This window comes from Peredibacter sp. HCB2-198 (assembly GCF_045999315.1).
Classification (GTDB): Bacteria; Bdellovibrionota; Bacteriovoracia; order Bacteriovoracales; family Bacteriovoracaceae; genus Peredibacter.
This window is the reverse complement of sequence record NZ_CP174607.1, coordinates 2,708,536-2,733,063: the sequence shown is the minus strand read 5'-3', so window position 1 is coordinate 2,733,063 and position 24,528 is coordinate 2,708,536. Positions and strand designations below refer to the sequence as shown.

The window sequence follows — 24,528 nt, the reverse complement described above, 5'->3', positions numbered from 1 at the left end:
TCATATGGCACAATCTGTTTTCGATTTCACAGTTAAAGATATTGATGGAAAGGACGTTTCCCTTTCTCAATACAAGGGAAAATTCCTTTTGATCGTAAACGTGGCCAGTAAATGTGGTTTTACTCCCCAATATCAGGGTCTCGAACAACTTTTCGAAGACCTAAAAGACAATGTGGTGGTACTTGGTTTCCCCTGTAATCAGTTCGGGGCCCAGGAACCTGGAGACGCCGAAGAAATCAAAAACTTTTGCTCACTCACTTACGATGTTAAATTTCCTTTATTTGCCAAAATTGATGTGAATGGTGCCAATGCTGCTCCTCTCTATCAATTTTTGAAGCAAGAGAAGAAAGGTCTTCTGGGAACCGGAATGATTAAGTGGAACTTCACAAAGTTTCTCGTGAATCGCGAAGGACAAGTGGTTAAGCGCTATGCACCGAACGATAAGCCTGAAGACATCAAGAAGGATTTGTCCAAACTACTCTAGTATTCTCTTTTAGATATTTCTCCTTCGTCAGAGTACAATATTTCTATTTCTGATGAAGGAGTATCTATGTTATTTAACGGTCAGGCATTCCGCCTTGAAACTCTCCCAAATGATATTTTAAAAGTTGTGTTTGATCTGAAAGATCAATCAACAAACGTCTTCAATGCTCTCGCCCTTAAAGAACTAGGTGAGATGCTTGAAGTGATCAAAAAACAAAAGGCCCGTGGTCTTCTCTTCACTTCAGGTAAGGCAAGCGGATTCGTATTCGGCGCAGACGTTACTGAATTCTTGAGTCACTTCAAAAAGACTGAAGATGAAATGAAAACCTGGATCGCAAGCATCAATAAAATCTTCAATGGCTATGAAGATCTTCCTTATCCAAAAGTTTGTTTGATCAATGGCTTCGCTCTTGGTGGTGGTTGCGAAATCACTCTTACCATGGACTACCGTCTTGCCTCTCCAAAAGCAGCGATGGGTCTTCCAGAAACAAAACTTGGAATCATCCCTGGTTGGGGCGGAACTGTTCGTCTTCCTCGTCTCATCGGTGCCGATCACGCCATCGAATGGATCACAGGTGCCAAACACTACAAAGCGGAAGAGGCCCTTAAATTTGGTGCCATCGACGGAATTATCGAAGACGCTAAACTTGAAGAAGCAGGTCTTAAACTTCTAGAAAAAGCAATTGCCGGCGAAATGGATTGGCAAGCTCGCGTTGCTCAGAAGAAGTCCCCTCTTAAATTAGATAAAATTGAATCGGCCATGAGCTTTGATGGCTCGAAAGCATTCGTTGCTGCCATGGCGGGCCCTAACTACCCTGCTCCTGTAAAGGCCGTAGAGACCATGCAGAAAGCGGCCCGCATGAATCGTGACGAAGCACTTGCCCTAGAAGGTGAAACATTCGCCGTTTGTGCCAAAACTAAAACTGCAGAATGCTTAACTCAGGTCTTCCTGGGTGACCAATATCTTAAAAAAGTTTCTAAATCAGTCACAAAGAACGCAAAACCAACTCAAATGGGGGCGGTTCTTGGTGCTGGGATCATGGGCGGTGGTATCGCATACCAATCAGCTTCTACAGGAACTCCCGTTCTCATGAAAGATATCAAACATGAGCAACTCGACCTTGGTATGAATGAGGCCGGAAAACTTCTTCTGAAAGAAGTTGAACGCAAAAAAATGACTCCTGAAAAAATGGCGAAGGTCATTGCTCAGATCACTCCGACACTTTCTTACGCCGACTTTGGTGCCACTCAATTCGTAGTGGAGGCCGTGGTAGAAAATGAAAAAGTGAAGAAGTCTGTTCTGGCCGAGGTTGAGAAGGCGACTTCTCCAGAGACAATCCTTGCCTCTAACACTTCAACCATCTCAATTACAAAACTAGCGGAAGGCCTTGCTCGTCCGGAGAAGTTTTGCGGCATGCACTTCTTTAACCCAGTTCACCGTATGCCTCTGGTTGAAATCATCAGAGGGGCCAAGAGCTCTGAAGAAACCATTGCTCAAGCGGTAAACTATGCGGTTCAAATGGGTAAAACTCCAATTGTCGTGAATGACTGCGCGGGCTTCCTGGTGAACAGAATTCTCTTCCCTTACTTTAAAGGTTTCGCTCACCTCATCGAAGATGGTGTGGACTTCCAAAGAATTGATAAGGTGATGGAAAAATTTGGATGGCCAATGGGTCCTGCTTATCTTATCGACGTGGTTGGTATTGATACGGGCGTGCATGCGGCAAAAATCATGGCCGATGCCTTTCCTGATCGCATGGCCTACACATCTAAGAACGTGATGGAAGTCATGTACGAGAACAAACGTTTGGGTCAAAAAAATGGTCTCGGTTTCTACGAGTACGAAATTGATAAGAAAGGTAAACCGGTTAAAAAAGTAAACCCGGCCGTTTATGAACTCATTAAAACAGTGGTGAAGAAACAAACCGACGTCACTGATGAAGAAATCGTGATGCGTATGATGATTCCGATGATCACTGAATCATCTCGCTGTTTGGAAGATAAAATCGTTAACACTCCAGTGGAAGTGGATATGGGTCTTCTGCTTGGTCTTGGATTCCCTCCATTCCGCGCTGGTGCCCTAAAGTATGCTGACACGATTGGACTTTCGAGGCTTGAAGAAGAATCTAAGAAGTATCAATCCATCGGCCACATGTATGACTTCACGCCATTCATGAAGGGTCTGGCAGCAGAAAATAAAACTTATTATTAAGAGGTAAAGTATATGAAGAATGCAGTAATTATTGATGCAGTTAGAACGCCGATGGCAAGATCGAAGGCCGGAAACTTCCGCTTCGTTCGTGCTGAAGAACTTTCGGCCCATCTCATGCGTGAGATTCTAAAACGTAATTCAAAAGTTAATCCTGCTGAAATCGAAGACATCATCTGGGGATGTGTTCAGCAAACTCTTGAGCAGTGTTACAACATTGGTCGTAACGCTCAACTTTTGACAGATATTCCTAAGACTGTTTCGGCCCAAACCGTGAACCGTCTTTGTGGTTCTTCGATGACCGCCATCCACATGGCAGTTCAAGGCATCTGGTCGGGCCAAGGTGACATTTTCCTTTGTGGTGGCGTCGAACATATGGGCCACGTACCAATGACTTACGGGGTGGATTTTAACCCTGCTCTGGCAAAGACAACTTCTAAGGGCGCGGGTTCAATGGGTCTCACGGCAGAACTACTTGGCCGCATGCACGGGGTGACTCGTCTTCAACAAGACGAATTCGCCGCTGCTTCTCACCGCAAGGCCCACGAAGCTACTGTTAAAGGTCGCTTTAAGGATGAAATCGTCGCAACTCCTGGTCACGATGATCTAGGTGTTCCTTCCATGATTTCAGTAGATGAAGTGATTCGTCCTGAAACGACAGTTGAGACTTTGGGAAAACTTCCTGCAGTATTCGATCCTAAAAACGGAACAGTAACGGCCGGTAACTCGTCTGCTCTTTCTGATGGTGCCTCTTCGGTTCTTATTATGTCGGAAGATAAAGCCAAAGCTTTGGGTCTCAAACCAATGGCAAGAATCGTTTCCATGGCAAGTACTGGTTGCGAGCCTTCGATCATGGGTTACGGTCCGGTGGCCTCTTCGAGAAAGGCCCTTGAACGTGCAGGTCTTAAGATGGATCAAATGGACATCATCGAGCTTAACGAAGCTTTCGCTGCTCAATCCATCCCAGTGATCAAAGATCTAGGTCTATTGGATGTTATGGACAAAAAAGTAAATCTTAACGGCGGTGCGATTGCTCTTGGGCACCCACTTGGTTGTTCTGGTGCTCGAATCACAGGGACACTTGCTCACCAACTTCGTCAAAACAACAAGAAGTATGGATTGGCCACAATGTGTATTGGTTTAGGTCAGGGTGTTGCTACTGTTATCGAAAATTTAAATTAAAAAGAAAGGGCCCGTGAAGGGCCCTTTTATATTCTACAATTCGCAGTTAGTTCTAATAATTAAACGATCGTTTCCTAAAAATGAAAACTGACGGATGATGTGTGTTCCGTTGTCCACATAACCTTTCCACACCCAAGTGCCGGCCAATCCACTGCCTGGATTCAAACGAGTCAGCGCATATGATTCACTTTCAGTGCTCAGATGAAGACTGTCACCTTGAAGGGTATAACGATAGACTTCACCACTTCTCACATTGGTTCGACATTCAATTCGTCGGCCCTGAGTAAGTGATTCTTTATCACCCATAAATTGAATTTCTGAATCATTCACCTGGACGGGAACATCAACCATGGTTTCTAACAGATCAACACCTAGTCCATCGGCCCCTTGAATGGATTCACAAGCAACTGAGCGGCCATTTAAGCTACACACGCCTGGCTGACCAGCGGCCAATGAAGATCTCCCACTTCCTCCACCTTCTTTTCCGCAGGCGGCTGCGAGGGCCATAAGAACTAACAGGGATGCGAATTTCATATTTTCTCCTTGATAGATAATGACGGGAGCACGCTATCAAGAAAAAACAAAAATTCACTATCATAATTCTTACAATTTTTGTTTGAAGCAAAGCAAATCTTGCGGAGGACAGACTGTCATGATTTTTCATTCTGCAGAAAGCATATGAATTATTTTAAGAAGTCTCTTAAGAAGGCATTACGTATGCACAAAATCATTTATCTAAAGCTTAACTGAAGAATTAAACGTAATGCCTTGCTAACACTCATTACTGGATGAAGTCATCATCATTATCTAAGTCAATGTCTTCAGCACCACTGGCATCATGATACTCTTCATTGTCAGTGTTCTGCTCATCAAATGAATAAGATTCATCCTGAAGAGAAGCGTCCTCAGTCTCTCTCACTTGCTGATCAGGATCTACCCCACCAGCACTTTGAGTTCTTTCGTCACTGAAATCACTTTCTTCATCTTCCATCACTCCCCGACGAAGGGGTTGTTTTTTTTCAATGGCCTCATTGAATTTACCATCGGCCTGATCATAAAAAGACGAATGTTCTTGATTGTTTTGATTGCCCATAAATCCTCCTCGAACTACACGGGATTATTTAAAGCACAAACGATGCCAGAGTTAGGAATGAAAAATTGATTTCTTAGAGAAAGATATGAAACATCTGCGTGGCATTTAACCACGCAGGTTTCTTATTCGTATTGCTTGCCTAATTCTTCCATCAAGTATCCTAGAGCATAAGGAACTGAAGAGTCTCTTGATACAGAATAATTTGTATCGTGATCAAATCCTAGCTTATGGGTCCATTCATGGAAAACGTTCCCAGCAACCTGCGCTGGCGTATAGGGATTGAAAAATTTCGTGTTCATGTAGATTCTAAGAGCATTCGGAGTTGTGTATCCAACAGTGTTTCTCCAGGAGTAGTACAGCTCCAACTCTAAATCCATTTCATGATCCACTTCAGGTTTTAGGTCTTCCCTACCATCAAGGACCGCCTGATAAATCTCGGCATTGGTCATGCCCTTGTTATCAACGAATTGTTTTTTCCCTTGATAAGTGAAATGAATCACCCTGCTTCTGAATTCCTCTGAACCCACGACCTTTTTAATGATCTCAAAGGCCTTCTGGACCTTCTCTTCATCTTCAACAGTAAAGTTTGTGAGGTCCGCTCGGGTCTCAAAGATCAGGGCCTCATGAGGAAGTTCTCCTAAATCTGGATCTGGTTCGGGAATTTCTGGTTCCGGATCAGGAACTGGACATGCAGCGGTTGTTGGTGGAGTTGATTCTGCTTTTTGAATCGAAGAATCTTGATTTTGACAGTCAGGATTCTGATTGCAGCTTACGAAAAACATGAAAAGGCACATTACCCAAATAAGCTTCGCCATTACACCATCCTGGTTAAAGACTAAGCGAGGATCCTTCCATGGACACCCATACAGTCAGTATGCCCCTACGACGCGTATCGCATCAAGCGGGCAAAAATGTTCGCTTTATTTAGATAGGACCACTTACATACTACGACGAGGTTTAATCAGAATGTTACCAAAGAACACTCCCACCACAAGCGCCAGAGCAAGTGTAATCATCGTGAAGGCCGTCTCTAGCCCTCCTAATACATCTCTCTCAAACAAGAAACTGAGACTGCGGTACCCCACTGATCCGGGAACAAGCAGAATGATTCCTGGCCATTGGAAAATGGCCGAAGGTTTATTTTTAAGACGAGCAAAGATATTACTCATGGCCCCCACACAAGCACCACCAAAGAACATACCAAGCTCAGGACCGAGATATTTTGCTCCCAGTTTTGAACAAAGGAATCCGAAGATACCGGCGATGGTCACCCATTTCCAGTCATCACGGTTGGTCTTGAAGTTTACATTGGCCATGGCCGCCGTGAGAGGAAGAGTCACAAAAGTGATCCACCAAGGAATGACCGCGAAATGAATATCCAGCGAAGGATAATGAAACCAGCTCGCGATCTTACTTCCGATGAAAACCCCGAAGGTGAGCTTCAAAAGAATCATCACCCCACCCACGAGTCGCGCAGTTCCTGAAACCAGGTTCTGAGTCGCGATTTCGGCAATGGCGATGGTGATAAAAAGTCCCGGCATAAAAATGATGAGACTCGATAAAATGATCACACCAATATTGAGACCAGGAATAAGTTTCGCTAAAAGATAAGTGACCAACGAGGCCACCACCGCAACAATCGCATCAAAGAGCTGGGCCACAAGTCCGATAGGACGCATGATCGACATCGCTCCCATCAAAACACCAACTGTGATGCTTGCGATGAAGTCTCCCCAAGTTCCTCCGAAGAGAACCATGAATCCCGCTGCCGAGAACAAAAAATAAATCAGGTGCCAGCGTTTTCCATATGGATCTTTCATGCTCCAGATTTCATCCAGTCTGGCGTAGCCTTCTTCGTAAGTAATTTGGTTCTGAATAACTTCTTTTGCGACGGTGTCGACCTTAGAGAGTTTTCCTAAGTTCACTCCCACTGGCTCTACTCGTTCAATTCTTGTGACTTCTTCTTCTCCATCCGAAAAAGATGAGAGAATGGCGGTCGGCTGAGAGATAAAACTCCCGCGAAGACCCAGAAGCTGGGCCATGTCTTGCATGGTTCCTTCGATGGTATGGGCCGGCGACCCCACCGCGTGGAGGGCACGTCCAAATCGAAGAATGAATTTCACTTTACGTTGAAATTCTTTTTTTTCCATTACCAGGTCTTTTTCAGATCTTCAGTGAGACGAATCAACGTCATCTGAGTGAGATCTGTATAGGTTTTAAGAAGAGGTGATACAATTTCTTTCTCAATGGTCTCAAACTTCTGATCGGCCGGATCTACTGAGATCAGTGCCGGAACTTTAATTTGTGCTTCATATGAACGATAACAAAGAGTCACGTCGGTCTTTTCCTTGTTGCCTAATTTCTCTAAACGCTCGTGATAAAGACCAAGCGGTAAAAGAGTTGAGGCCGAGATTTTAACTTCAATCTCTTCCGGAATAATGGCTCCTGAGTTTTTCTCAATATGAGCGGCAGTCCAACTTGTTTTACTCATAATGATAATGGCCGCATCGAGCTTAAGCTCTTTAACCAGGTCATTTAAAAATGACTTATTGTGTTCAGACCACTTAGGTCCTCCCATCAGTTCAGTGGCCGGTACCAATAAGAAAGAAAGATCTCTCATGCCACGCGGGTTGAACACCAGAGCGTTAGAGGTTTTCTTACCCTTCTCCAGATAAAAGATATCATCCGGCATAAGAGCAGTTCTACGAGAGTTGATATAGTTTGGAACTTGCTGGCCATAAGCATGAAGGGCCTTGGTCTTTTTTATTTTTGCAGTTGTTACAAGGTCAAGGTCAGGAGCGAGTACCGGCAGACTTTGTTCCCAGATACTTAAGTATTTTTCTGTCAGAAGCTGTTTTCCTGCGTCCGACATAAAGACCTTATCGTCATTGGCAAGACCACCCAGTGTAGGTTGAATGGACGTTTCAAAAATCACAATCCCAATGCGCTTTAGGGGCCTTTGGCCGTGCCCAAAAAGCTCATCCAATTTCCCCACACGTGGATCACGCTGTGAAGTCGTCACAATTTTAGGGGCCAGCTCAACCAGATCTTCTTTCGTGTATTCGCTGCGGGAATCATAAACGTAGCGTTCTTCGCCACCCTTTTGAATTGTTCCCATAGAACAGGCCGAGAGGAAAATTAAACAGAAGAGGAGTCGTAGCATAGAATAGATCCCTGTGTGATTGTCACAATGTGACTCCATTCTACCTTTTCCCCACTTGATATTTCCAGATGAAAGGTGGGCCTCACAATAACTTTACGAATATGGCCTTTAAACTCTGATGACAGAGTTTTGACGGTCACTTCCCCTAGTTGGCGGAGCTCCAGTGCCCTTTGAAACTTAACATCCACCTGATCAAAACTTAAAACCTCTTTCACTTGATTCCAGTGGATCGTTCTTGGAGGGGTCAAAAGCTCAAACCGATCCTCAAAGGTCCACTCCATTCCATAGGACTCCCCTAGCCAAGCGTAGTCATTTTCCTCAATAAGGAGGAAGGCCCTCAAGAAACTTAACTTAAAAGGCAACAAAGAAGGGTCTCGGGGTTTAAAGGTCCTCTCGTAAATATGGGCCATGGGATGGTGTCTTTCACTTTTGAGAGGAATTTCCGCCACAAGGTTCAGCCAGTTCTCTTTCTCGAGTCGTGAAAACAAATCACCATGGGACTCAATCGCCACGATCCGAAAGTCGTGACTTGATTGATAGAGTTCATTTAAAATTCGGTCTAAGACCATTCCCGTAGGAAAATACAAAAAGTAGGTGTCACCCCGGGGAATGTTGGAGTGAAGAAGGTCTTGTCGAAAAAGAGACACTTGTTCAAGTTTTAACTCTTCTTTCATTTTGAGGCCCGCCTCAATGCGACTCTGCTCAAAATCCACACCAATCGCAGAGCGCTCGGGATAAAGCCAACTATACAAGAGGCACCCCTCACCGGTCCCGCAACCTAAATCAACAAAAGTACCAGTGACTAATGGATGAGAAAAAATAGATTGAAAGTCTTCACGTGAAGTATAGAGGGCGGCCTGGTTGAGGCCTTTGTATGAACCGTTTCTGGATTCTACAAGGGCCTCAATGGCATCATGATCAAATTTAAAATGTTCCAAGGACCGTGGCGAGGAAGAGCTCATAGTTATTACTTTTTTCTCGACCTTCTAAAATATAGCTTCCTCTTAGACCCACACTAATAGGATAGGCCAGGCGGAGAAAGTTCATCTCAAAGATGGTCTCCCAACCGGTAGAGGCCGCTCGGTAATGAGTATTCTGATAGCGGCCGGTGAGTTCATCATAGAAGAGGTTAAGGTTAATTCGCTTCAAGTTCCAGTAACGTGACCAGTGCCAATCAGGGTAAAAAAGCGGCATCATGTAGTTTCCGGAATACTTCGTAAACTCTTGCAGGAAGACACTTCTTGTCCCACGTGGGTAAATGATGAAAGACGAATACTGATAGAAATTGTCTTTTTGTCTTTCATAGGCAAGTTGATGAAAGAAGGAATGATGGTGCCAGAATCCTGGAAGATAAAAACGTGAATCCAAAGAGCGAATACTTCCCTTCTGATCTACACCGGTAATGTCCTTCCCATCTTCCATATGGCCCGCAAGTGCGAATCCCCACTCTGGGTTTAAGTCCCTACGGGACATTCTAGAAACCACTGAGTAATTAAACTCCGCACCTGGAGAATACAGCGCCCCGTCGTTAACTTCAGTAAGATCATTTGAAATCTTATTTGTGACTTTAATGATTTTAGCAAAACCTCTGATAGAGAAGTTGTGCATGAAGCGGCCCTGGATATACTTCCAAGGAACCGACACTCCGACATCGGCCGTTCCCTCTTCCCACTTATCTTCGATCTCTTTACCACTTACCGTTACGTCCTGGCGTCTTCCACCATAGGCCGCACGAATATCAAAAACCGTATACAAGTGAGACCAGCTTGAGGTCACAAAGCCCGTGACTGTTTTTTCGTTCAGGTTATAAACACCACCACCAGAGAGGTAGAATTTATTTAATACGTCCTGAGAGTAACCAATGACAGTCACATCAGCACCAAGTGGAGGAGCAAGTAAAAGCCAACTGTGAAGATTTAAAGAATGGGCGGGTTCTGAATACTTTGAACTTTTCAGTTCTTCATTGGCCTCAAGAAGCTCACTCTCAAAACTATGACCGTTCTCGTTCATGGCAAACTTTTCATAAATGGGATAGAAGCTGTTCTCAGACTTCTGCTCCTCATCCATTCTTAGAGACTTCTGAACAACGTTCATCCCTTTTGCGGTGTAATCATTGTAAATAAGTTTTCCATTCGAAAGAGTGGGAGCGTAAGCACCAAACAAAGCACTGGTGATCTGACGAGTTCCCTCTTTGGTATAAAGCCAGATGTTATCAATACCCGACTGCGGGCTCTCAAACAGGATGTGCCCCTCTTCTACCGCCACGTTACCAATGTTATTCACGGCCTTATCAATCAGATAGGTCTTTTCAGATGTCGCGAGATTCAACTGAATCATGGACTTCATGTCATTGTAGTCTTTTTGAACCACAATGATTTCTGAATCACTTAACCAATCCAGAGATGTGATCACTTCATTTTTTGGATACGGCACTCGTTGAATCTCTTTGCCTTTGTGATTTAAAACCACAATGAACTGGCCTTGATTTTCGTCCCATTCCACCGCCAGGATCTTCTTCCCTTGATGATCAGGGATGGCAATTCTCCATTTGGTATGACCTTTTGAAACAGTAATCTTATCTTCTTTCAGGTCATAGACTTTGAGCTTATTAAAGTTGCGGTATCCCCAGCGCGGGTCAACTTCCAGTTCTAGGAAAACAAGTTTTCCGCCGCGAAGTTTGAAAGGATATTCATTGGCCAGTGGACCAGGATAAAGGAGTGTCTTTTCTTTTTTACCATCAATTAAGACAAAGCGGTCGTAGAATGAGAGTCCGTTTTTAAGGGCCACCACTTTTCCGTCCTCAGTTGTCTGAGGAAACAGATAGTTGGTCCAGCCAAAACGTTTTCCCAAGGTCTTTACATCATAAGGAGTTGGAGTCAAAGCATCAGCTCTTGACCTCCACTCTTTAATCAGATCTTTCATGACCTCCCAGTAAAAGTCCTCAAACTTCTCATGGGTCATCTTATCGACTGTGCGATAAAAACTCAGAGGATTCCAACTTGTCTCGGCCGATTGACTCGCAAGCTTTGAAAGAAACAAGTCACCATAGTTATTTCTTAACCACGATGTATAAAAATAGCCGTACACATAGTGGTTCGGAACATAGTCCTCATACGAGCCAAGATGGGCCTTATCATAGTCCCATTTCTGGCCAGAGAGTAAAAGAGTCCGAAGATCTCTCTCAAAAACCGGAAGTCTTCCGCGACCACCCTTTGTCAGGGCCGTCTCGATTCCGACCGCATCACCTTCAAAGAACCAAGGTGGCATGGTGAGAGCAAGACCCAGTGCCTGGCCGCCTTCACCCATAATAATATTTAAAAACTTGTTGAAACCTTCTTTCCCCTTCTGAAACTGAACCACGTGACGAAACTCATGCACCGAAAGAGTTTTTAGCCATTCAGTGTTTGTTAACGCTGGATCAATGGCGGGTGACAAGTACCACTCGGATCTTCTTGGAGCGAGGGTCACAAAACCATTAGAAACCACCGATTGGTTTTGTAAAATCAAAGAAATTTTTGGAGGAAGAACTTCCATTGAACGAGTCACATAGGGATAGGCCTTCTCTAAAAGATGGGCCACTCTTTGAGCGTCCTTTTCCACTTCTTCTGGAAAAATAATATCGAAGTGTTCAGTAACAATGTGTTTCCACTCAATGTCTGAAGGGTTTTGGTTATAATCCACAATGGCAAATGGGGCCTCAATTTGAGCAAAGGCCGAGAAACTTAAGAGCAACAGGAACAAAAACTTCAGCATAGACTTCCTAACAATTCTTTTTAAGTTCTTCCCACAAAAGGTTGGCCACAACTCCTAGTTGATGGCGCTTATGTCGAATAAGGTTAATAACAAGTTCACGAGGATGAATGTCTTCAAACTCCAGGACCACGAGTTTTTTCTCTGTAAGCTCTCTCCCGATCGAATGATCAGGTAAGTGCCCCCAACCGAGACCCGCAAAGATAATGTCGCGTTTAAAGTTATTGTCGTTGATACGCCACTTTCTTCCTTCATCCAGAAGTCCGAAGCTCGCACCCCGAGGATTTTTGTCTCCGATTACGATCTGATCAATCTCTAGAAGATCGTTCTGATTTTTGACCTTTCGTTCTTTGAAAAGCTCCTTACTCATCACCGGAACCATCTTGACGGTAGTCACCGGAACAACTTCCAGGGCGTTTCGATCAGAAATAAAATGAGTGATCCCAATCTGAGACTCTCTTTCTAAAACTCGACGTTCAATTTCACTTAGTACATCGAAAGTAAGATTGAGTTTTGTGTTCTGGTGTTTCTCACCAAAGCTCTTGAAGATGTGGAGTAATTTTGGCAGCGGAGAAATTCCATCCACCGATATAGATATCTCAGGTTCTTGTTGTTTTCTAAAACTTTGCGAGAGTCCCTCTAATTCGGACATGCCTTGAAGCACTTTAAGTGATCTTTCATAAAAGGCCTTACCATGTTCAGTAAGCTCCGGTCGGTATCCACTCCGATCAAAAAGATCAACTTCCATTTCCTCCTCAAGCTTCTTTATCGACAAACTTATAGCTGGTTGAGTTTTATGCAACTCTGCAGCAGCCTGTTTGAAGCTACCGGACTGGACAATCTTATGAAAAACAAGCACTTGGTCAAAAGTCATAGCGTATAATTTATTCTTATATAGTTTATCAAAAAAACTGTCTTTTTTTTTATCAGAAATGCCCTCATCATGGAAGCATCAAAAAACTAATGTTCATCAAACTGAGGAGTTTATATGAAAACATTATTGGCCGTTGCCCTTGCATTCTCTACGACAGCGTTTGCTCAAAACAAACCTATGACGATGACTTACAAAGTAGACTCTGCAGCTACTAAGATCGTTTACGTTGGTAAAAAAGTTACTGGTCAGCACACTGGTAACGTAACTGCGAAAAGCGGTAACCTTACTTTCCAAGGTGAAGAAATCACTGGTGGTGAAGTTGTTGTTGATATGAACTCAATCACAAGCACTGACCTTACTGACAAAGATACAAACGCTAAATATATTGGCCACATCAAGTCTGCTGACTTCTTCGATGTTGCTAAATACCCTGAAGCGAAAATCGTTATTAAGAATTCTAAGAAGACTGCAAAAGGCCTAGAAGTTACTGGTGACCTTACTTTCGTAGGTAAGACAAACCCAATCACTTTCCTAGTGACTGACCTTAAAAAGACAGATGCTGGTGTAACTGGTAAATCAAACGTAACTATCAACCGCACTAAGTGGGGCCTAGTTTACGGTTCAGGTTCATTCATTAAAGGTCTTGGTGACAAGGCAATTAACGACGAATTTACTCTAGCAATTGATCTTACGGCTAAAAAATAATTTCTCTATCCGTCTAATCGGGCCCCAAATCTGGGGCCCTTTTTCTTCTCGAAAGTCTGCTTCTTTCCCATTACAATTCTCTCATGATCCGTTTGGCCCTATTTCTTTTATTCCTTGCGAACGCGAGTTACGGCGCGACTATTGCCATTATCGACACTGGTTTCGATCTGGATCACGATTACCTGAAGCCAAAAATCCTTAAAAAAGAAACTGATGAGGAAGCGATTGATTTCCAAGGTTGGGACTTCTTCGATAACTCACATTTAAAAAAGCCTGTGATTGAAGATAAGTCTGATATTCAGGAAGTTCTTCTATACCGAACTCTTCGGGCCAAGGGCCACCGAGAAGGTCTCTCGATGGAAGAGTTCGAATGGTACAAAAAGAAGAACGCAGACAAGGCCTTCATGGAAAAAGTGCGAATGTTCAAAAAGCATTCTCACGGAACTTTCGTGGCAGGAATTGCTCTTCGTGAAGGTGAGAACATTTCCATCTTCCCAATTCGAGGTCTTAACATCCCTAACCCAGTGGTGGTGGTGGAAGACAATACAAAAGAGGGTCAAGCACCTCTTACGGCCAAAACTCCAGATGAGAAGTTCGAAGAAGATATTAAGAACTCCCTGGACCGGGTTTCAAAGAAGTTCACTAAGATCTGTCGTTACGTTTCTCATAAGCGAATCGAAGTGGTGAATGGTTCCTATGGAATCACATTTAAAAACATCATGACCAAATTCCGTGAGCGCTATAAAGAATTCACTGGAAAAGAAATTGATGAGCCTCGTCTCTTAAATTATACCAACAATTACTTCGCTGAACTTTATCGCCGTGGTGAGAAGACCATGCTTCGTCATCCGAATATTTTGTTTGTTTTCTCGGCCGGTAACTCTGGGCTTAACAATGATCAATATCATCACTACCCTTCGCGTATCAAAGTTCCAAATGCCATTACTGTGGCGGCGATGAACGGTGACTATCTGGCGACCTTCTCTAACTTTGGCAGGGCCTCAGTTGATATTGGAGCTCCGGGAGTGGCGATTCTTTCAATCGTTCCTAAGGTCTACTCTCAGGACGGCAGTGATCTTTACTCTCCGGCCAGCGGAACTTCAATGGCCGCTCCTTACATCTCAAACCTCGCGGCCCAAATTCTGAATACGAATCCGAAGCTCACGCCAGCTAATATCAAACGCATTATTTTAGAGACGGGAGACGAGAAAGCTCACTTGAATGATAAAATGATTTCAGGTTCGATTGCTAATAACCACCATGCCCTTAAGGCCGCACTTCTTTCGAAAGACATGTCCATTGATCAGGCGATTCAGCTTGGGAAATCAGGTCTTATTCCTATGGAAGATCATGTGAGCATTGGTGGACTTCCTCCGGCCGTGACTCCGGAGGAAATGAAAAAGAAAGTCTTAGAAACATTCCCAAGTGTAATTACACCTCAGGAAGTTGATGAGCCAGAGGAGCCGACGACGGCCCCAGCTCCTACCAAACCAGAGTCTTCTTCACAGAAGGATCCAGTGACAACGCCACAGGACACGTCACTCCCGCCTCCTTCAACTGTGCCAGATGTTCAGGTGAAATCCGCTGATCCAGTCCCTGCCAGTCAAAGTGTAGAACAATCTCCGACACCTTCCGAGGGGCCGGCTGCATCTTCTTCTCAATCAGAACCTTCACTCCCTGAAGCTCAATCCCCAGAGTCCGCGCCTTCATCGCCATAATGGTCAGCATACAGCTTGCCAATGATGTTGATAGAAGATCTGTTGGTGAAAATGCTTCTCCCTTACCTTGGTTATCTTTTGGAGCATCCGTATAGATGATGTTGTTTGAATTTAAATGTAGGGCCTCAGTACGAAGGTCACCCTGATAAACGGCGTGCATTTGGTGCATAGATACCTCACTTTTATGAGGTCCATTATTCCAAATAAAAAGGGCCCCTGAAAAGGGGCCGGTGCAAGATTACTGTTTTAATTCGTATTTGAGAGTTTCAGTCTGCCCGTGGTTATGACAGTTATCGTTTGTCGACCAGTACTCAACCGAAATTTGCATCGCCTTAGGATCAATTCCGTGAGTGATATTAGAAACGGCCTTAACAGTTGCAACTGCCTTCTCTGCATCACTGCAAGCGCCTTCCCATTTTTCAAACAGGACCTTTTCTGCTGTGATGACCATGTCGTCTTCAGTTTTAAAGATAACGTTAGTCACTTTAAAATCTCCAAAGAAGTTTCCATAACGAGCATCAAGAACCAGTGTTCTTAAATCTGGAGTCACGACCGCCGTATCAAAAACAAGCTCCATGAGATAGTAAGGAACTTTTGATTTAGTCGTATAAACAGCTCCCGGAATGTGATCTTCCGGACCAGCAATAGAAAGACTTGAGAGAACGAGAGAAAAGATAACGAGAAGCTTTTTCATGAGAGAACTCCTGTTGGGTAGGTTTAATGCAGGAGCTTATATGACAGGAAAAACGACTTGTTTGTTTGGATTTGGTGAAGAAAAAAAAGGGGCCCCATCATGGGGCCCCTTTTCATGGGAGGAGAATTAACTTTTCAGTTCGGTCCCTGCTTTAGACCAATCTGAAATCGCGATTTTACGCGTTTGGGATTTTTCTTCCTTAGGAAGGGTCAGATCCAAGACTCCGTTTTCGAATCTGGCCTCAATAGCGTCTGGGTTTACATTCTTAGGCAAACTAAACACCCGTGAAAACTTTCCATAACGACGTTCAGAGCGGAGAACGTAGTCCTTGTCAGTTTTTCCGTGATATTTTCGTTCACCGGAAATGTAGAGATGATTATCTTTCACTTCAATATTAATGTCTTCTTTTGTGGCACCTGGAATATCCAGACTGATGCTATATGATTTTTCCTCGTCGAGGATTTCACAGGCCGGAGCGTATAGATCTTCTTTTGAGAAGACATCAAAAAGTTTCTCGAATTCTCTTTCCCATTGATTGTGAGTGCGATTCGGTTTTAGTTCGAAATGATACATAGTGCCTCCTTAGTAGGTGATTTTTGTATTCCTTTCTTGCTTACAAGATGGGAGGCATTTCATTTTCGTCAAGGTTAAGAAGAAAAAAAATTATAGAAAGAAATATCCGAGAGCGCCGCCAGAGATTATTAAGTAAGCGGAATTTATACTCTGAAAACGATACAAAATCCCGAAGGCAATGACAGCAATGGTCAAAGTCAGTGGTCCGGTAAAACTCTCCAAGGCCAGTCGTATGACGACCACTAATAAGAGTCCCAGTGATGCTGAATTTACTCCATCCAGGAAGTGAGAGAAGAACTCAGAATTTCTAAGACGAGTGATGAAAGGAAAAACTAACGCCACAAAAATGAATGAAGGAAGAAAAATACCAATGGTTGAAAGCAATGACCCTTCAAATCCATTGATGATGTACCCAATAAAAGTGGCCGTGGTAAAAACCGGTCCAGGAGTAACTTGTCCAACAGTGATTGCATCAAGTAATTGCGTGCTAGTGAGATACTTATGATTCTCAACCAATTCTTTCTGTAGAAAACCCAGAAGTACATAACCACTTCCAAATAGGACAGACCCCACTTTCAAGAAAAACAAAAAGAGTTCAAGAGATAAAGAATTTTTCTGTGATAAGGATTTTTTGAAAAGTCCCATGAAGAGACCAGAAAGAAAAATCACTAACAGCTCATGAACACCCAAATAAATAAGAACACTGGAAAGTATTAACAGGGCGATTCCTGTCTTTTTCGTTGTTCTCCCTAACTTCCAAAGGGCCAGAACAACCACACTCACCACTACCGGTCTCATACCATTAAAAATGGCGGCGGTGTTCGGCAACTGACCATATTGCTGGTAAAGGGCCGCAAAACATAAAACGATCAGAAACGCCGGCAGGATAAAACAAATTCCACTTATCAGGAGCCCTCTCCATCCGCCTAGCTTATGCCCGATAAAAATGGCCAGCTCCGTAGAGTTCGGTCCAGGAATCAAGTTTGTGGCACCTAACAGGTCCAAAAACTCCTTCTCCGTCAACCAGCCACGCCTCTCAACTACTTCGGTGCGCATCATGGCAATATGGGCGGCCGGCCCTCCAAAACCGAGGACACCTAATTTCAAAAAAACTCTGGCGAGAGAAATTTCCATATAAGGATTTTCCTTCAAAAAAGACTCTCTTACGACTAAAATGTAGCCACATGACAGGAGATATTTATGACTAAGAAAGTGGCCACTAAGCGCCCTATAAAAAAGGCCGTGGCAAAGAAACCAGTAAAAAAAGTCCTCTCTAAAAAAGTTCCCGCAGCAAAAAAACTAGATCCCAAAACACAAACCATCGAATCCCTTCTTGAACTCATCCGCATTACCTCAACAGTTGTACCTGATGACGTTGCAAAAACTCTGATGAAGGCCCGTTCTCAGGAAGAGCAGAACACAACTGCTTCTTATGCCATGAACATCATCAAAGATAATATGGATCTAGCGAAGTTTAAGTCTCAGCCACTTTGCCAGGACACTGGTACGGTGATTTTCTTCGTCTACCACCCTCCTGGATTCTTCCAGAACAACTTCAAAGAACTCATCAAGAAGGCCGTGGTTAAGGCAACTCAAAAAGGTTACCTCCGTCAGAACTCAGTAAACTCTCTGACTGGTGAAAACGCAGGGACAAACCTTGGTGAAGGCCACCCTTCAATTCACTTCTATGAAACGAAAGGTAAAGACGTTGAAGTAAAACTCGTGCTTAAAGGCGGCGGTTGCGAAAACGTTTCTGCTCAATACTCTCTTCCAGACACCACTCTGGGTGCTGGCCGTGATTTAGAAGGCGTTCGTAAAGTTGTGATCGATGCCGTTTATAAGGCCCAAGGTAAAGGTTGCGGTCCAGGCGCACTAGGTGTGTGTATCGGTGGTGACCGTGCTGACTCAGCTTACGCTGCTAAAAAACAACTTCTTCGTAAACTTGATGATAAGAACTCAATTCCTGAACTCGCGAAACTAGAATCAGAGATCGTTGAGACTTGTAATAAACTAGGAATCGGGCCTATGGGCTTCGGTGGTAAGACGACTCTTATCTCTTGTAAGATGACTCACGCTAACCGTGTTCCAGCTTCATTCTTCGTTTCAATTTCATACATGTGCTGGGCATTCCGCCGTCAGGGTGTGGTGCTTGATGCTAAGAAAAACACAATTAAAAAATGGTTGTACTAATATGAAAAAACTATCTTATCCGTTTTCTCCAGAAGCAGTTCGTGAACTTAAAGTGGGAGACATGGTTCTTATCACGGGTAAACTTTTTACTGGCCGTGATGCCGTTCACAAGTACCTTCACGATGGTGGAAAATCTCCAGTGAATCTTAAAAACCAAATTATTTATCACTGTGGTCCAGTGACTCTTCAAGATAAGAAAACGAAGAAATGGACTGTAACGGCCGCGGGGCCTACGACTTCTATTCGTGAGGAACCATATCAATGGGAAGTGATCCGTGATCACGGAATCGTTGGTGTGATTGGTAAAGGTGGCATGGGCCAGAAGACCCTTGATGCTTGTAAAGAATATGGCTGCGTTTACTTCCACGCTGTTGGTGGTGCTGCTCAGGTTCTTGCAGAGAAGATCAAATCAGTTGATGGTCTTTACCTTGAAGAATTCGGTCTTCCAGAGGCCATCTGGGAAATGTCAGTTGAAGACTTTCCTGTGGTGGTGACAATGGATGCTCACGGCAACTCACTTCATAAAGAAGTTGAGGCGCAATCGAAAGAAGCTCTAAAAGAAGTGCTATAAAAGAAAGGGCCCTTATGGGCCCTTTTTATTTTCTGATTGGTTTTTTCTTAACTGGTTTTACAGAAGATTCTGACTGCTCACCCGACTGCTGCTTGATGTTCTCTTTCACTCTCTGGCCATAGGCCGCAAAACTAAATCCTAAAACTAATACTAGTAATAAACGCATAGAGACCTCGCTTTTAGCTATTATAAGACCTCATCGGAAGTTTTGATAAACTATTGAAACTTGGAACCTTTTTATCAATAAATACGATTGAATTGCCTCAAATTTGAAACATTCCTATAAGTTCGGCGACTTTGATAGACCTTTTGAACCTCAGAGACTGAAAGTGATTCTCTTAATTAAGGAATACAAAGATAGAGAGCAATATTTATCGAAGTTAATCGATGAGTTATCTAAAACACCTCAAATTAATGAGAGAGACTTGATGCTGCTAATCTTGCCAGGGTCCTCTGGAGGAAGGTCATTCAAGATTTAGAGAAAATAGTCCGATAATACCTCAGAAGCGGGGCCACTATGGACTTTCATCAATTATTTGATTTAAAAGAAAAACTTTTAACGGAATTAAATGACGAAGTCTCAAAGAAACACTTTCCGACCGAAAAGGCCAAAAACGAATATTACTGTATAAAGCTAGAGGCCATCATAGAATTCTACGCACAGGCCATGATCACCATTCTGGACTCAGAAGCATCCAAGTCCAGAGCAGCTTAATTTTAATTACAGAGTCTCTTTAAAGAATCGTTTCATCTCTTCAAAAGATCTCTGATCCGCTTTTTCGTTATAAGCAGCACCCTTTGAATTATCATTACCCGCATCTTTCAGTGTGAAAGAGTGAACCGCGTTTCCATAAGAAACCATCGTCCAATCAGCTTTCGCTTTTCTCATCTCTTCCTGAAAATCCATCACTTCTTGCGCCGGAACAAATGGATCATCCGCTCCATGAAGAGCAAGAACTCGGGCCTTCATTTCAGTCGCAGGAACTTTTGTATTGAGACCTCCGTGAAAAGAGATCACTCCTTTAATCGGAGCACCTGAGCGAGCAAGTTCCAAAGCGGCCGTACCACCAAAGCAGTAACCGATCGCCACCATTTTGTCTTTGTTCACACGCTTGTCTTTTGCAAAAGCTTCAACAGCACCGTTCACGCGCTTTCTCATTTCGGCACGATCACCATCACGATATTTTCCTGCTAAAGACATGGCCTCTTTCACATCGGCCGCGCGTTTACCATCACCATAAATGTCGGCCGCAAGAGCGACATATCCCATCTCAGCGATTTGTTTGGCACGCATCTCTGTGTACTCACCTACTCCCATCCAGTCTGGAAAAATCACCACAGCTGGAAGCGGTTTTTTAAACTTATCATCATAGGCCAATGTTCCGATCATCTTCACTCCGTCTTTCTCGTAAGTGAACTTCTCTGTTTTGACTTTAGCAAACGCAACAACTGGTAAAAGAAGTAAGAATAAAAATTTCATGATTACCACCGATAGACTGAACTTGCCCAAGTAAAGCCTGAACCAAACACGGCACTTGCAACAAGTGAGCCTTTTTTAAGTTTTCCGGCCTTCACTGCTTCTGCCATCCCAATAGGAATCGTCGCCGCCGTGGTGTTACCGTATTTTTGAATTGTATTGAACACTTTTTCTTCAGGGATTTTAAGTTCCTGAGCGACCATTTGATTGATTCTCATGTTCGCTTGGTGAAACAAGAAGAGATCAATATCATCAAGAGCAAGATTATTGGCCTTCAATGCGGTCATCGTACATTCACAAAGTCTCCTCACTGCATTGGCAAAGACCTTCTTCCCATTCATTTGTGGATATTGAATGCCCTTCTCAAGCATGTCGTGATTAATACGATCCGCCCCTAATGCCATCCCAGGAGCTTCTAACCAAAGCTCTTTTGCTCCGGCGCCTTCCGTATATAAATGAGTCGACCACACGTGAGAATCTTTTTTTGGATCCTTCACATCCGTCCTTCTCATCACGATCGCACCAGCACCATCTCCAAAGAGCACGGCCACATCACGTCCGCGAGTGGTTTTATCCAGTCCCTTAGAGTGAACTTCCGCGCCAACAACCAGAACAGTTTTATACTGGCCGGTCTTAATGAAAGCATCGGCGATACTCATGGCATAGATGAAGCCCGAACACTGCTGACGAACATCAATCGCTGGAATATCTGTGAGGCCCAGTTTCGGTTGAAGGAAACATGCTGAACCAGGAAAATCATGATCAGGAGAAAGAGTGGCGAAGAGAAGACAGTCGATTTCTTTTTTATCAATCCCAGCGTTCTTGATGGCCTCTTCACAGGCGCGAAGAGCAAGGTCCGTGGTTCCCACTTCAGGAGTTACCCAGCGGCGTTCCTCAATCCCAGATCGTTGCACAATCCAGTCATGAGAAGTTTCCATCATCTTCGAGAGGTCATGGTTGGTGACCACACCCGGCGGTACATACATCCCTGTGCCAATAATCTCTGAATTATACATAAGCATTCCTTTGCTGATATAAAAAGGCCTTTCCGAAGAAAGGCCATATCGTAAATTACTCTGCGAAAGCTTCGTTCCATTCTAGGTTATGGTAGACCTTTGTCACATCATCATCACTCTCAAGCACGTCAATAAGCTTCTGAATCTTTTCATAAGACTCTTTTGAAACTTCTTTTGTATTAAGTGGAAGACGCTCTAGACCAGAATCTTCAATCTTGATTTTTAGGGCCTCAAGTTTCTTATACACGTCATGGTAAGCTTCTGTTGGAGCTTTCACCGTAACAAACCCATCTTCAAGTTCAACATCATCAATGTTGAAGTCGATAAGTTCCATCATAAGATCATCAGTCGACATCTTATTCATGTCTTCTTCTTTAATTGTGAACATCGCCTTACGTTCAAACACGAACTGAAGACACCCTGGAGTACCAAGAGAACCACCGTATTTGTTGAAGTAAGAACGAACGTTACTTACCGTACGAGTTGGGTTATCAGTCGCGCTCTCAATGAAGATCGCCACACCATCAAGGCCGTAACCTTCATAGTTGATTTCTTCGACCACAGCACCGTCTTGGCCCAGACCTTTCTTAATCGCTTTGTCTACGTTATCTCTAGGAACGTTATTATCTTTAGCTTTTTGAAGAGCAATTTTTAGAGCAAAGTTTGATTCAACTTCAGCGTGGCCAGAGTTTTTAACGGCCATAAGAATTTCGCGAAGAACCTTGGTATAACTTTGAGAGCGCGCCTTATCTTGAGCGGCTTTTTTCATCTTAATGTTGTTCCATTTACGTCCCACAGGGCACTCCTATCGTAGAGAAATTTAATGACTAACTATATCCTAAAAAGCCTCTTTTAGGCTTGAAAAAAGTCGGTAATAACGCAGAGTTGCGCTACTTTTAGGCTTGAAGTTTGGTATGCCAAACCCTATGCTTGGTATTCCGAAATTTATAAAAGGCTTTCCATGTTCTTGGTTCTGGCATTTTTATTCTCTTTCTCTTCTGCGCAGGCACAAAATCTCGACGATTATATCCAAAGATTAAGACTCGCCCCTCTTGCGGCCCCACAAAAACGTATGGCCCTGTATCAATTGGGCTCAAAGCTCTATTTTGATAATAGACTCTCAGGTAAAGGCAATATCAGCTGTAATTCCTGTCACTCGCAAGAAGGTTTTGGAGGCGACGCACTTCCACTTGGTCTTGGTGAAGGGGCCCAGGGACTGGGTGCCCGTCGCGTTCAACAAAATGGACTCGTTCTCGCTCGCCATACTCCTGCTAACTACAACGTAGGTCTAGCTGACGTTCGCACTCTCTTCTGGGACGGTCGAGTGATGAGAATCCGCAACCACTGGATGACTCCCGAACCAAAAATTAATGGTGAGAATCCGGAGCTTCCGGAAATTGCCAGAACTTTTGACTCCATCTCGGCGGTTCAGGCAGTTTTCCCTCTGGCAAATCCAGCAGAAATGCTCGGGAAAGAATCGACGCTCTCAACTGTTGAGGCCTGGGACCAGATCATGGCACGCGTTCTCAGTATTCCTGAATACACGAAACTTTTCAGAGTCGCTTATCCCAACGTCACAAGCTTTAATATCGCTCATGTCGGAAATGCTCTTGCGGAATTCCAACGTCACCATTTTCTGGCCGTAAACACTCCTTGGGACCTGTATCTGAGAGGGAGAAAAAACGCTCTCACTGAGAGAATGAAAAGAGGTGCCACGGTGTTTCTAGGTAAAGGCATGTGTACCATGTGCCACGTAGGAGATCAGCTCACGAGTTACGGTTTCCAAAATATTGGTGTTCCTCAACTATTGGCCGATGATCACGGCCGTGCGGCAATCACCCAAAATCCGAATGACGTCTATAAATTCCGCGTTTCCCCTCTTCGTAACGTCGGTGTGACTGCACCTTATATGCATGCTGGAACCTTTAAGAATCTTTGGGAAGTGATTGAGCACTACAATAATCCTCACAACACTTTCCGCAATTTTACCTGGAACCCTCGTCACAGAAACTATTCAGACACTCTGATCCTCGACACTAACGGGGCCAATCATGATAATCGTGAAAGAACTCTTTCACCGCAATTGGCGCGAAATCTTTATCTGACAAGCGATGAGAAAGCCGATCTGTTTTGTTTCCTAAAAGTGGCCTTAACTGACATTAGTTTACAGAAATACCTCAAAGGAGTTGAAAATGAAGTTACTGATTGCTCTCCTCTTCTTAATTAGTAGCACTTGTTTCGCCCTTACCACCGGCGAGAAGGCACCAACGTTTAAACTAACCGGTCTATCGAAAGAAGTTTCTCTAGGTGACTATAAAGGCAAAATCGTGGTCCTTGAATGGCTTAACCACGGATGTCCTTTTGTTCGTAAGCACTATGACTCAGGCAATATGCAGGCCCTTCAAAAGAAGTACACCGAGAAAGGTGTGGTCTGGTTTTCGGTGATTTCTTCCGCCCCAGGAAAGCAGGGCCACGTTGATCAGGCCGGCGCGCTTAAGGAAAAGACGGCCAATAAATCAGGGGCTACGGACATTCTTTTAGATCCAACCGGTGAAGTTGGAAAAATGTACGGAGCTAAAACAAGTCCACACATGTACATCATCAACAAAGAAGGCGACCTGGTTTACCAAGGGGCCATTGACGATCAACCAGATACAGAAAAGGATTCGATCGCAACTGCAAAGAACTACGTGGCAAAAGCATTGGATGAAGTGCTTGCTGGTAAAAAAGTGACCGCTCATACAACAAGATCTTACGGGTGTGCCGTTAAATACTGATCCGAATGTCCCGACTGTTTTAGTCGGGACAAATTTTCTCCTCTGAAACTTCT

At 43.9% G+C, this 24,528-nt stretch carries 23 protein-coding genes and 2 pseudogenes; 9 read left to right on the top strand and 16 right to left on the bottom strand.

The genetic code is table 11. The features are described from left to right. The first annotated feature begins 4 nt into the window (after nucleotides 1-4). From ACJVC5_RS13850 to fadA, 3 genes are all read left to right on the top strand, one after another. Nucleotides 5-484, top strand: coding sequence for a glutathione peroxidase (locus ACJVC5_RS13850; protein WP_408096118.1), 480 nt, complete (start codon nucleotides 5-7; stop codon nucleotides 482-484). A gap of 66 nt (nucleotides 485-550) precedes the next feature. Then, a complete protein-coding gene (gene fadB / locus ACJVC5_RS13845; protein WP_408096117.1) occupies nucleotides 551-2,695 on the top strand; it encodes a fatty acid oxidation complex subunit alpha FadB in 2,145 nt (714 codons plus the stop codon). 12 nt (nucleotides 2,696-2,707) lie between these two features. Then, on the top strand, nucleotides 2,708-3,874 hold the full coding sequence (gene fadA, locus ACJVC5_RS13840) for an acetyl-CoA C-acyltransferase FadA (protein WP_408096116.1): 1,167 nt from the start codon (nucleotides 2,708-2,710) through the stop codon (nucleotides 3,872-3,874). Between the two features lie 33 nt (nucleotides 3,875-3,907). On the opposite strand, the gene ACJVC5_RS13835 is transcribed toward fadA, so the two are convergent. The 8 genes from ACJVC5_RS13835 to ACJVC5_RS13800 form a co-directional block, all read right to left on the bottom strand. Continuing rightward, the gene (locus ACJVC5_RS13835; protein WP_408096115.1) at nucleotides 3,908-4,408 is read right to left on the bottom strand and encodes a hypothetical protein; all 501 of its coding nucleotides are present in this window, start codon (nucleotides 4,406-4,408) and stop codon (nucleotides 3,908-3,910) included. Nucleotides 4,409-4,655: 247 nt separating this feature from the next. Continuing rightward, nucleotides 4,656-4,967 carry a hypothetical protein gene (locus ACJVC5_RS13830; protein ID WP_408096114.1) on the bottom strand — a complete coding sequence of 104 codons (312 nt, stop codon included), beginning with the start codon at nucleotides 4,965-4,967 and terminating at the stop codon, nucleotides 4,656-4,658. A 122-nt stretch (nucleotides 4,968-5,089) separates the two neighbouring features. Further along, nucleotides 5,090-5,782, bottom strand: a complete 693-nt coding sequence (locus tag ACJVC5_RS13825) for a hypothetical protein (protein ID WP_408096113.1) — start codon at nucleotides 5,780-5,782, stop codon at nucleotides 5,090-5,092. 123 nt (nucleotides 5,783-5,905) lie between these two features. Further along, nucleotides 5,906-7,117: a threonine/serine ThrE exporter family protein gene (locus ACJVC5_RS13820; RefSeq protein WP_408096112.1), complete on the bottom strand. Its 1,212-nt coding sequence runs from the start codon at nucleotides 7,115-7,117 to the stop codon at nucleotides 5,906-5,908. Next, nucleotides 7,117-8,130, bottom strand: coding sequence for a hypothetical protein (locus tag ACJVC5_RS13815; RefSeq protein WP_408096111.1), 1,014 nt, complete (start codon nucleotides 8,128-8,130; stop codon nucleotides 7,117-7,119). Before ACJVC5_RS13815 ends, ACJVC5_RS13820 begins: the two co-directional genes overlap by 1 nt. Further along, a complete protein-coding gene (locus tag ACJVC5_RS13810) occupies nucleotides 8,106-9,068 on the bottom strand; it encodes a class I SAM-dependent methyltransferase (protein ID WP_408096110.1) in 963 nt (320 codons plus the stop codon). The genes ACJVC5_RS13815 and ACJVC5_RS13810 overlap by 25 nt, the downstream gene beginning before the upstream one ends. Continuing rightward, nucleotides 9,055-11,883 (bottom strand): hypothetical protein, encoded by a 2,829-nt coding sequence (locus tag ACJVC5_RS13805; RefSeq protein WP_408096109.1) that lies wholly within the window; start codon nucleotides 11,881-11,883, stop codon nucleotides 9,055-9,057. The genes ACJVC5_RS13810 and ACJVC5_RS13805 overlap by 14 nt, the downstream gene beginning before the upstream one ends. A gap of 7 nt (nucleotides 11,884-11,890) precedes the next feature. Then, nucleotides 11,891-12,754 (bottom strand): LysR family transcriptional regulator, encoded by an 864-nt coding sequence (locus ACJVC5_RS13800; RefSeq protein WP_408096108.1) that lies wholly within the window; start codon nucleotides 12,752-12,754, stop codon nucleotides 11,891-11,893. A gap of 114 nt (nucleotides 12,755-12,868) precedes the next feature. Here ACJVC5_RS13800 and ACJVC5_RS13795 point away from each other — a divergent pair, with 114 nt between their 5' ends. Together ACJVC5_RS13795 and ACJVC5_RS13790 are read left to right on the top strand one after the other, a co-directional pair. Beyond that, nucleotides 12,869-13,459, top strand: a complete 591-nt coding sequence (locus tag ACJVC5_RS13795) for a YceI family protein (protein WP_408096107.1) — start codon at nucleotides 12,869-12,871, stop codon at nucleotides 13,457-13,459. A gap of 83 nt (nucleotides 13,460-13,542) precedes the next feature. Further along, nucleotides 13,543-14,655: pseudogene (locus tag ACJVC5_RS13790) on the top strand (S8 family serine peptidase); the annotation flags it as partial. Nucleotides 14,656-14,941: 286 nt separating this feature from the next. Here ACJVC5_RS13790 and ACJVC5_RS13785 read toward each other — a convergent pair. The 4 genes from ACJVC5_RS13785 to ACJVC5_RS13770 all read right to left on the bottom strand — a co-directional run bounded on the left by ACJVC5_RS13785 (nucleotide 14,942) and on the right by ACJVC5_RS13770 (nucleotide 17,578). After that, nucleotides 14,942-15,187 (bottom strand): hypothetical protein, encoded by a 246-nt coding sequence (locus ACJVC5_RS13785; protein ID WP_408099244.1) that lies wholly within the window; start codon nucleotides 15,185-15,187, stop codon nucleotides 14,942-14,944. A 228-nt stretch (nucleotides 15,188-15,415) separates the two neighbouring features. Continuing rightward, nucleotides 15,416-15,871: a hypothetical protein gene (locus tag ACJVC5_RS13780; protein ID WP_408096106.1), complete on the bottom strand. Its 456-nt coding sequence runs from the start codon at nucleotides 15,869-15,871 to the stop codon at nucleotides 15,416-15,418. 126 nt (nucleotides 15,872-15,997) lie between these two features. Then, complete coding sequence (locus tag ACJVC5_RS13775; protein WP_408096105.1) at nucleotides 15,998-16,444, bottom strand: Hsp20/alpha crystallin family protein; 447 nt, start codon at nucleotides 16,442-16,444, stop codon at nucleotides 15,998-16,000. Nucleotides 16,445-16,534: 90 nt separating this feature from the next. After that, complete coding sequence (locus ACJVC5_RS13770) at nucleotides 16,535-17,578, bottom strand: chromate transporter (RefSeq protein WP_408096104.1); 1,044 nt, start codon at nucleotides 17,576-17,578, stop codon at nucleotides 16,535-16,537. A gap of 186 nt (nucleotides 17,579-17,764) precedes the next feature. On the opposite strand from ACJVC5_RS13770, the pseudogene ACJVC5_RS13765 reads away from it, so the two are divergent. Further along, nucleotides 17,765-19,205: pseudogene (locus ACJVC5_RS13765) on the top strand (FumA C-terminus/TtdB family hydratase beta subunit). Between the two features lie 25 nt (nucleotides 19,206-19,230). Here ACJVC5_RS13765 and ACJVC5_RS13760 read toward each other — a convergent pair. Continuing rightward, nucleotides 19,231-19,371, bottom strand: a complete 141-nt coding sequence (locus ACJVC5_RS13760; protein ID WP_408096103.1) for a hypothetical protein — start codon at nucleotides 19,369-19,371, stop codon at nucleotides 19,231-19,233. Between the two features lie 351 nt (nucleotides 19,372-19,722). On the opposite strand from ACJVC5_RS13760, the gene ACJVC5_RS13755 reads away from it, so the two are divergent. After that, nucleotides 19,723-19,920, top strand: a complete 198-nt coding sequence (locus ACJVC5_RS13755; RefSeq protein ID WP_408096102.1) for a hypothetical protein — start codon at nucleotides 19,723-19,725, stop codon at nucleotides 19,918-19,920. Between the two features lie 6 nt (nucleotides 19,921-19,926). On the opposite strand, the gene ACJVC5_RS13750 is transcribed toward ACJVC5_RS13755, so the two are convergent. The 3 genes from ACJVC5_RS13750 to ACJVC5_RS13740 are packed head-to-tail and all read right to left on the bottom strand — an operon-like array spanning nucleotide 19,927 to nucleotide 22,494. Then, nucleotides 19,927-20,685, bottom strand: coding sequence for a dienelactone hydrolase family protein (locus tag ACJVC5_RS13750; protein WP_408096101.1), 759 nt, complete (start codon nucleotides 20,683-20,685; stop codon nucleotides 19,927-19,929). 2 nt (nucleotides 20,686-20,687) lie between these two features. Further along, entirely contained in the window at nucleotides 20,688-21,698 is a 1,011-nt protein-coding gene (locus ACJVC5_RS13745) for a 3-oxoacyl-ACP synthase III family protein (protein WP_408096100.1), read from the bottom strand. 55 nt (nucleotides 21,699-21,753) lie between these two features. Next, nucleotides 21,754-22,494 (bottom strand): YebC/PmpR family DNA-binding transcriptional regulator, encoded by a 741-nt coding sequence (locus ACJVC5_RS13740; protein ID WP_408096099.1) that lies wholly within the window; start codon nucleotides 22,492-22,494, stop codon nucleotides 21,754-21,756. 165 nt (nucleotides 22,495-22,659) lie between these two features. Here ACJVC5_RS13740 and ACJVC5_RS13735 point away from each other — a divergent pair, with 165 nt between their 5' ends. Together ACJVC5_RS13735 and ACJVC5_RS13730 are read left to right on the top strand one after the other, a co-directional pair. Further along, complete coding sequence (locus tag ACJVC5_RS13735) at nucleotides 22,660-23,925, top strand: cytochrome-c peroxidase (RefSeq protein ID WP_408096098.1); 1,266 nt, start codon at nucleotides 22,660-22,662, stop codon at nucleotides 23,923-23,925. Then, a complete protein-coding gene (locus ACJVC5_RS13730; RefSeq protein ID WP_408096097.1) occupies nucleotides 23,891-24,475 on the top strand; it encodes a redoxin domain-containing protein in 585 nt (194 codons plus the stop codon). The genes ACJVC5_RS13735 and ACJVC5_RS13730 overlap by 35 nt, the downstream gene beginning before the upstream one ends. Nucleotides 24,476-24,528: the final 53 nt, after the last annotated feature.

Bases quoted from the DNA above. Each gene is read 5' to 3' on its own strand.
- ACJVC5_RS13850 (WP_408096118.1), top strand. From the start codon at position 5: ATGGCACAATCTGTTTTCGATTTCACAGTTAAAGATATTGATGGAAAG.
- fadB (WP_408096117.1), top strand. From the start codon at position 551: ATGTTATTTAACGGTCAGGCATTCCGCCTTGAAACTCTCCCAAATGAT.
- fadA (WP_408096116.1), top strand. From the start codon at position 2,708: ATGAAGAATGCAGTAATTATTGATGCAGTTAGAACGCCGATGGCAAGA.
- ACJVC5_RS13835 (WP_408096115.1), bottom strand. From the start codon at position 4,408: ATGAAATTCGCATCCCTGTTAGTTCTTATGGCCCTCGCAGCCGCCTGC.
- ACJVC5_RS13830 (WP_408096114.1), bottom strand. From the start codon at position 4,967: ATGGGCAATCAAAACAATCAAGAACATTCGTCTTTTTATGATCAGGCC.
- ACJVC5_RS13825 (WP_408096113.1), bottom strand. From the start codon at position 5,782: ATGGCGAAGCTTATTTGGGTAATGTGCCTTTTCATGTTTTTCGTAAGC.
- ACJVC5_RS13820 (WP_408096112.1), bottom strand. From the start codon at position 7,117: ATGGAAAAAAAAGAATTTCAACGTAAAGTGAAATTCATTCTTCGATTT.
- ACJVC5_RS13815 (WP_408096111.1), bottom strand. From the start codon at position 8,130: ATGCTACGACTCCTCTTCTGTTTAATTTTCCTCTCGGCCTGTTCTATG.
- ACJVC5_RS13805 (WP_408096109.1), bottom strand. From the start codon at position 11,883: ATGCTGAAGTTTTTGTTCCTGTTGCTCTTAAGTTTCTCGGCCTTTGCT.
- ACJVC5_RS13800 (WP_408096108.1), bottom strand. From the start codon at position 12,754: ATGACTTTTGACCAAGTGCTTGTTTTTCATAAGATTGTCCAGTCCGGT.
- ACJVC5_RS13795 (WP_408096107.1), top strand. From the start codon at position 12,869: ATGAAAACATTATTGGCCGTTGCCCTTGCATTCTCTACGACAGCGTTT.
- ACJVC5_RS13785 (WP_408099244.1), bottom strand. From the start codon at position 15,187: ATGCTGACCATTATGGCGATGAAGGCGCGGACTCTGGGGATTGAGCTT.
- ACJVC5_RS13780 (WP_408096106.1), bottom strand. From the start codon at position 15,871: ATGAAAAAGCTTCTCGTTATCTTTTCTCTCGTTCTCTCAAGTCTTTCT.
- ACJVC5_RS13775 (WP_408096105.1), bottom strand. From the start codon at position 16,444: ATGTATCATTTCGAACTAAAACCGAATCGCACTCACAATCAATGGGAA.
- ACJVC5_RS13770 (WP_408096104.1), bottom strand. From the start codon at position 17,578: ATGGAAATTTCTCTCGCCAGAGTTTTTTTGAAATTAGGTGTCCTCGGT.
- ACJVC5_RS13760 (WP_408096103.1), bottom strand. From the start codon at position 19,371: ATGCGTTTATTACTAGTATTAGTTTTAGGATTTAGTTTTGCGGCCTAT.
- ACJVC5_RS13755 (WP_408096102.1), top strand. From the start codon at position 19,723: ATGGACTTTCATCAATTATTTGATTTAAAAGAAAAACTTTTAACGGAA.
- ACJVC5_RS13750 (WP_408096101.1), bottom strand. From the start codon at position 20,685: ATGAAATTTTTATTCTTACTTCTTTTACCAGTTGTTGCGTTTGCTAAA.
- ACJVC5_RS13745 (WP_408096100.1), bottom strand. From the start codon at position 21,698: ATGTATAATTCAGAGATTATTGGCACAGGGATGTATGTACCGCCGGGT.
- ACJVC5_RS13735 (WP_408096098.1), top strand. From the start codon at position 22,660: ATGTTCTTGGTTCTGGCATTTTTATTCTCTTTCTCTTCTGCGCAGGCA.
- ACJVC5_RS13730 (WP_408096097.1), top strand. From the start codon at position 23,891: ATGAAGTTACTGATTGCTCTCCTCTTCTTAATTAGTAGCACTTGTTTC.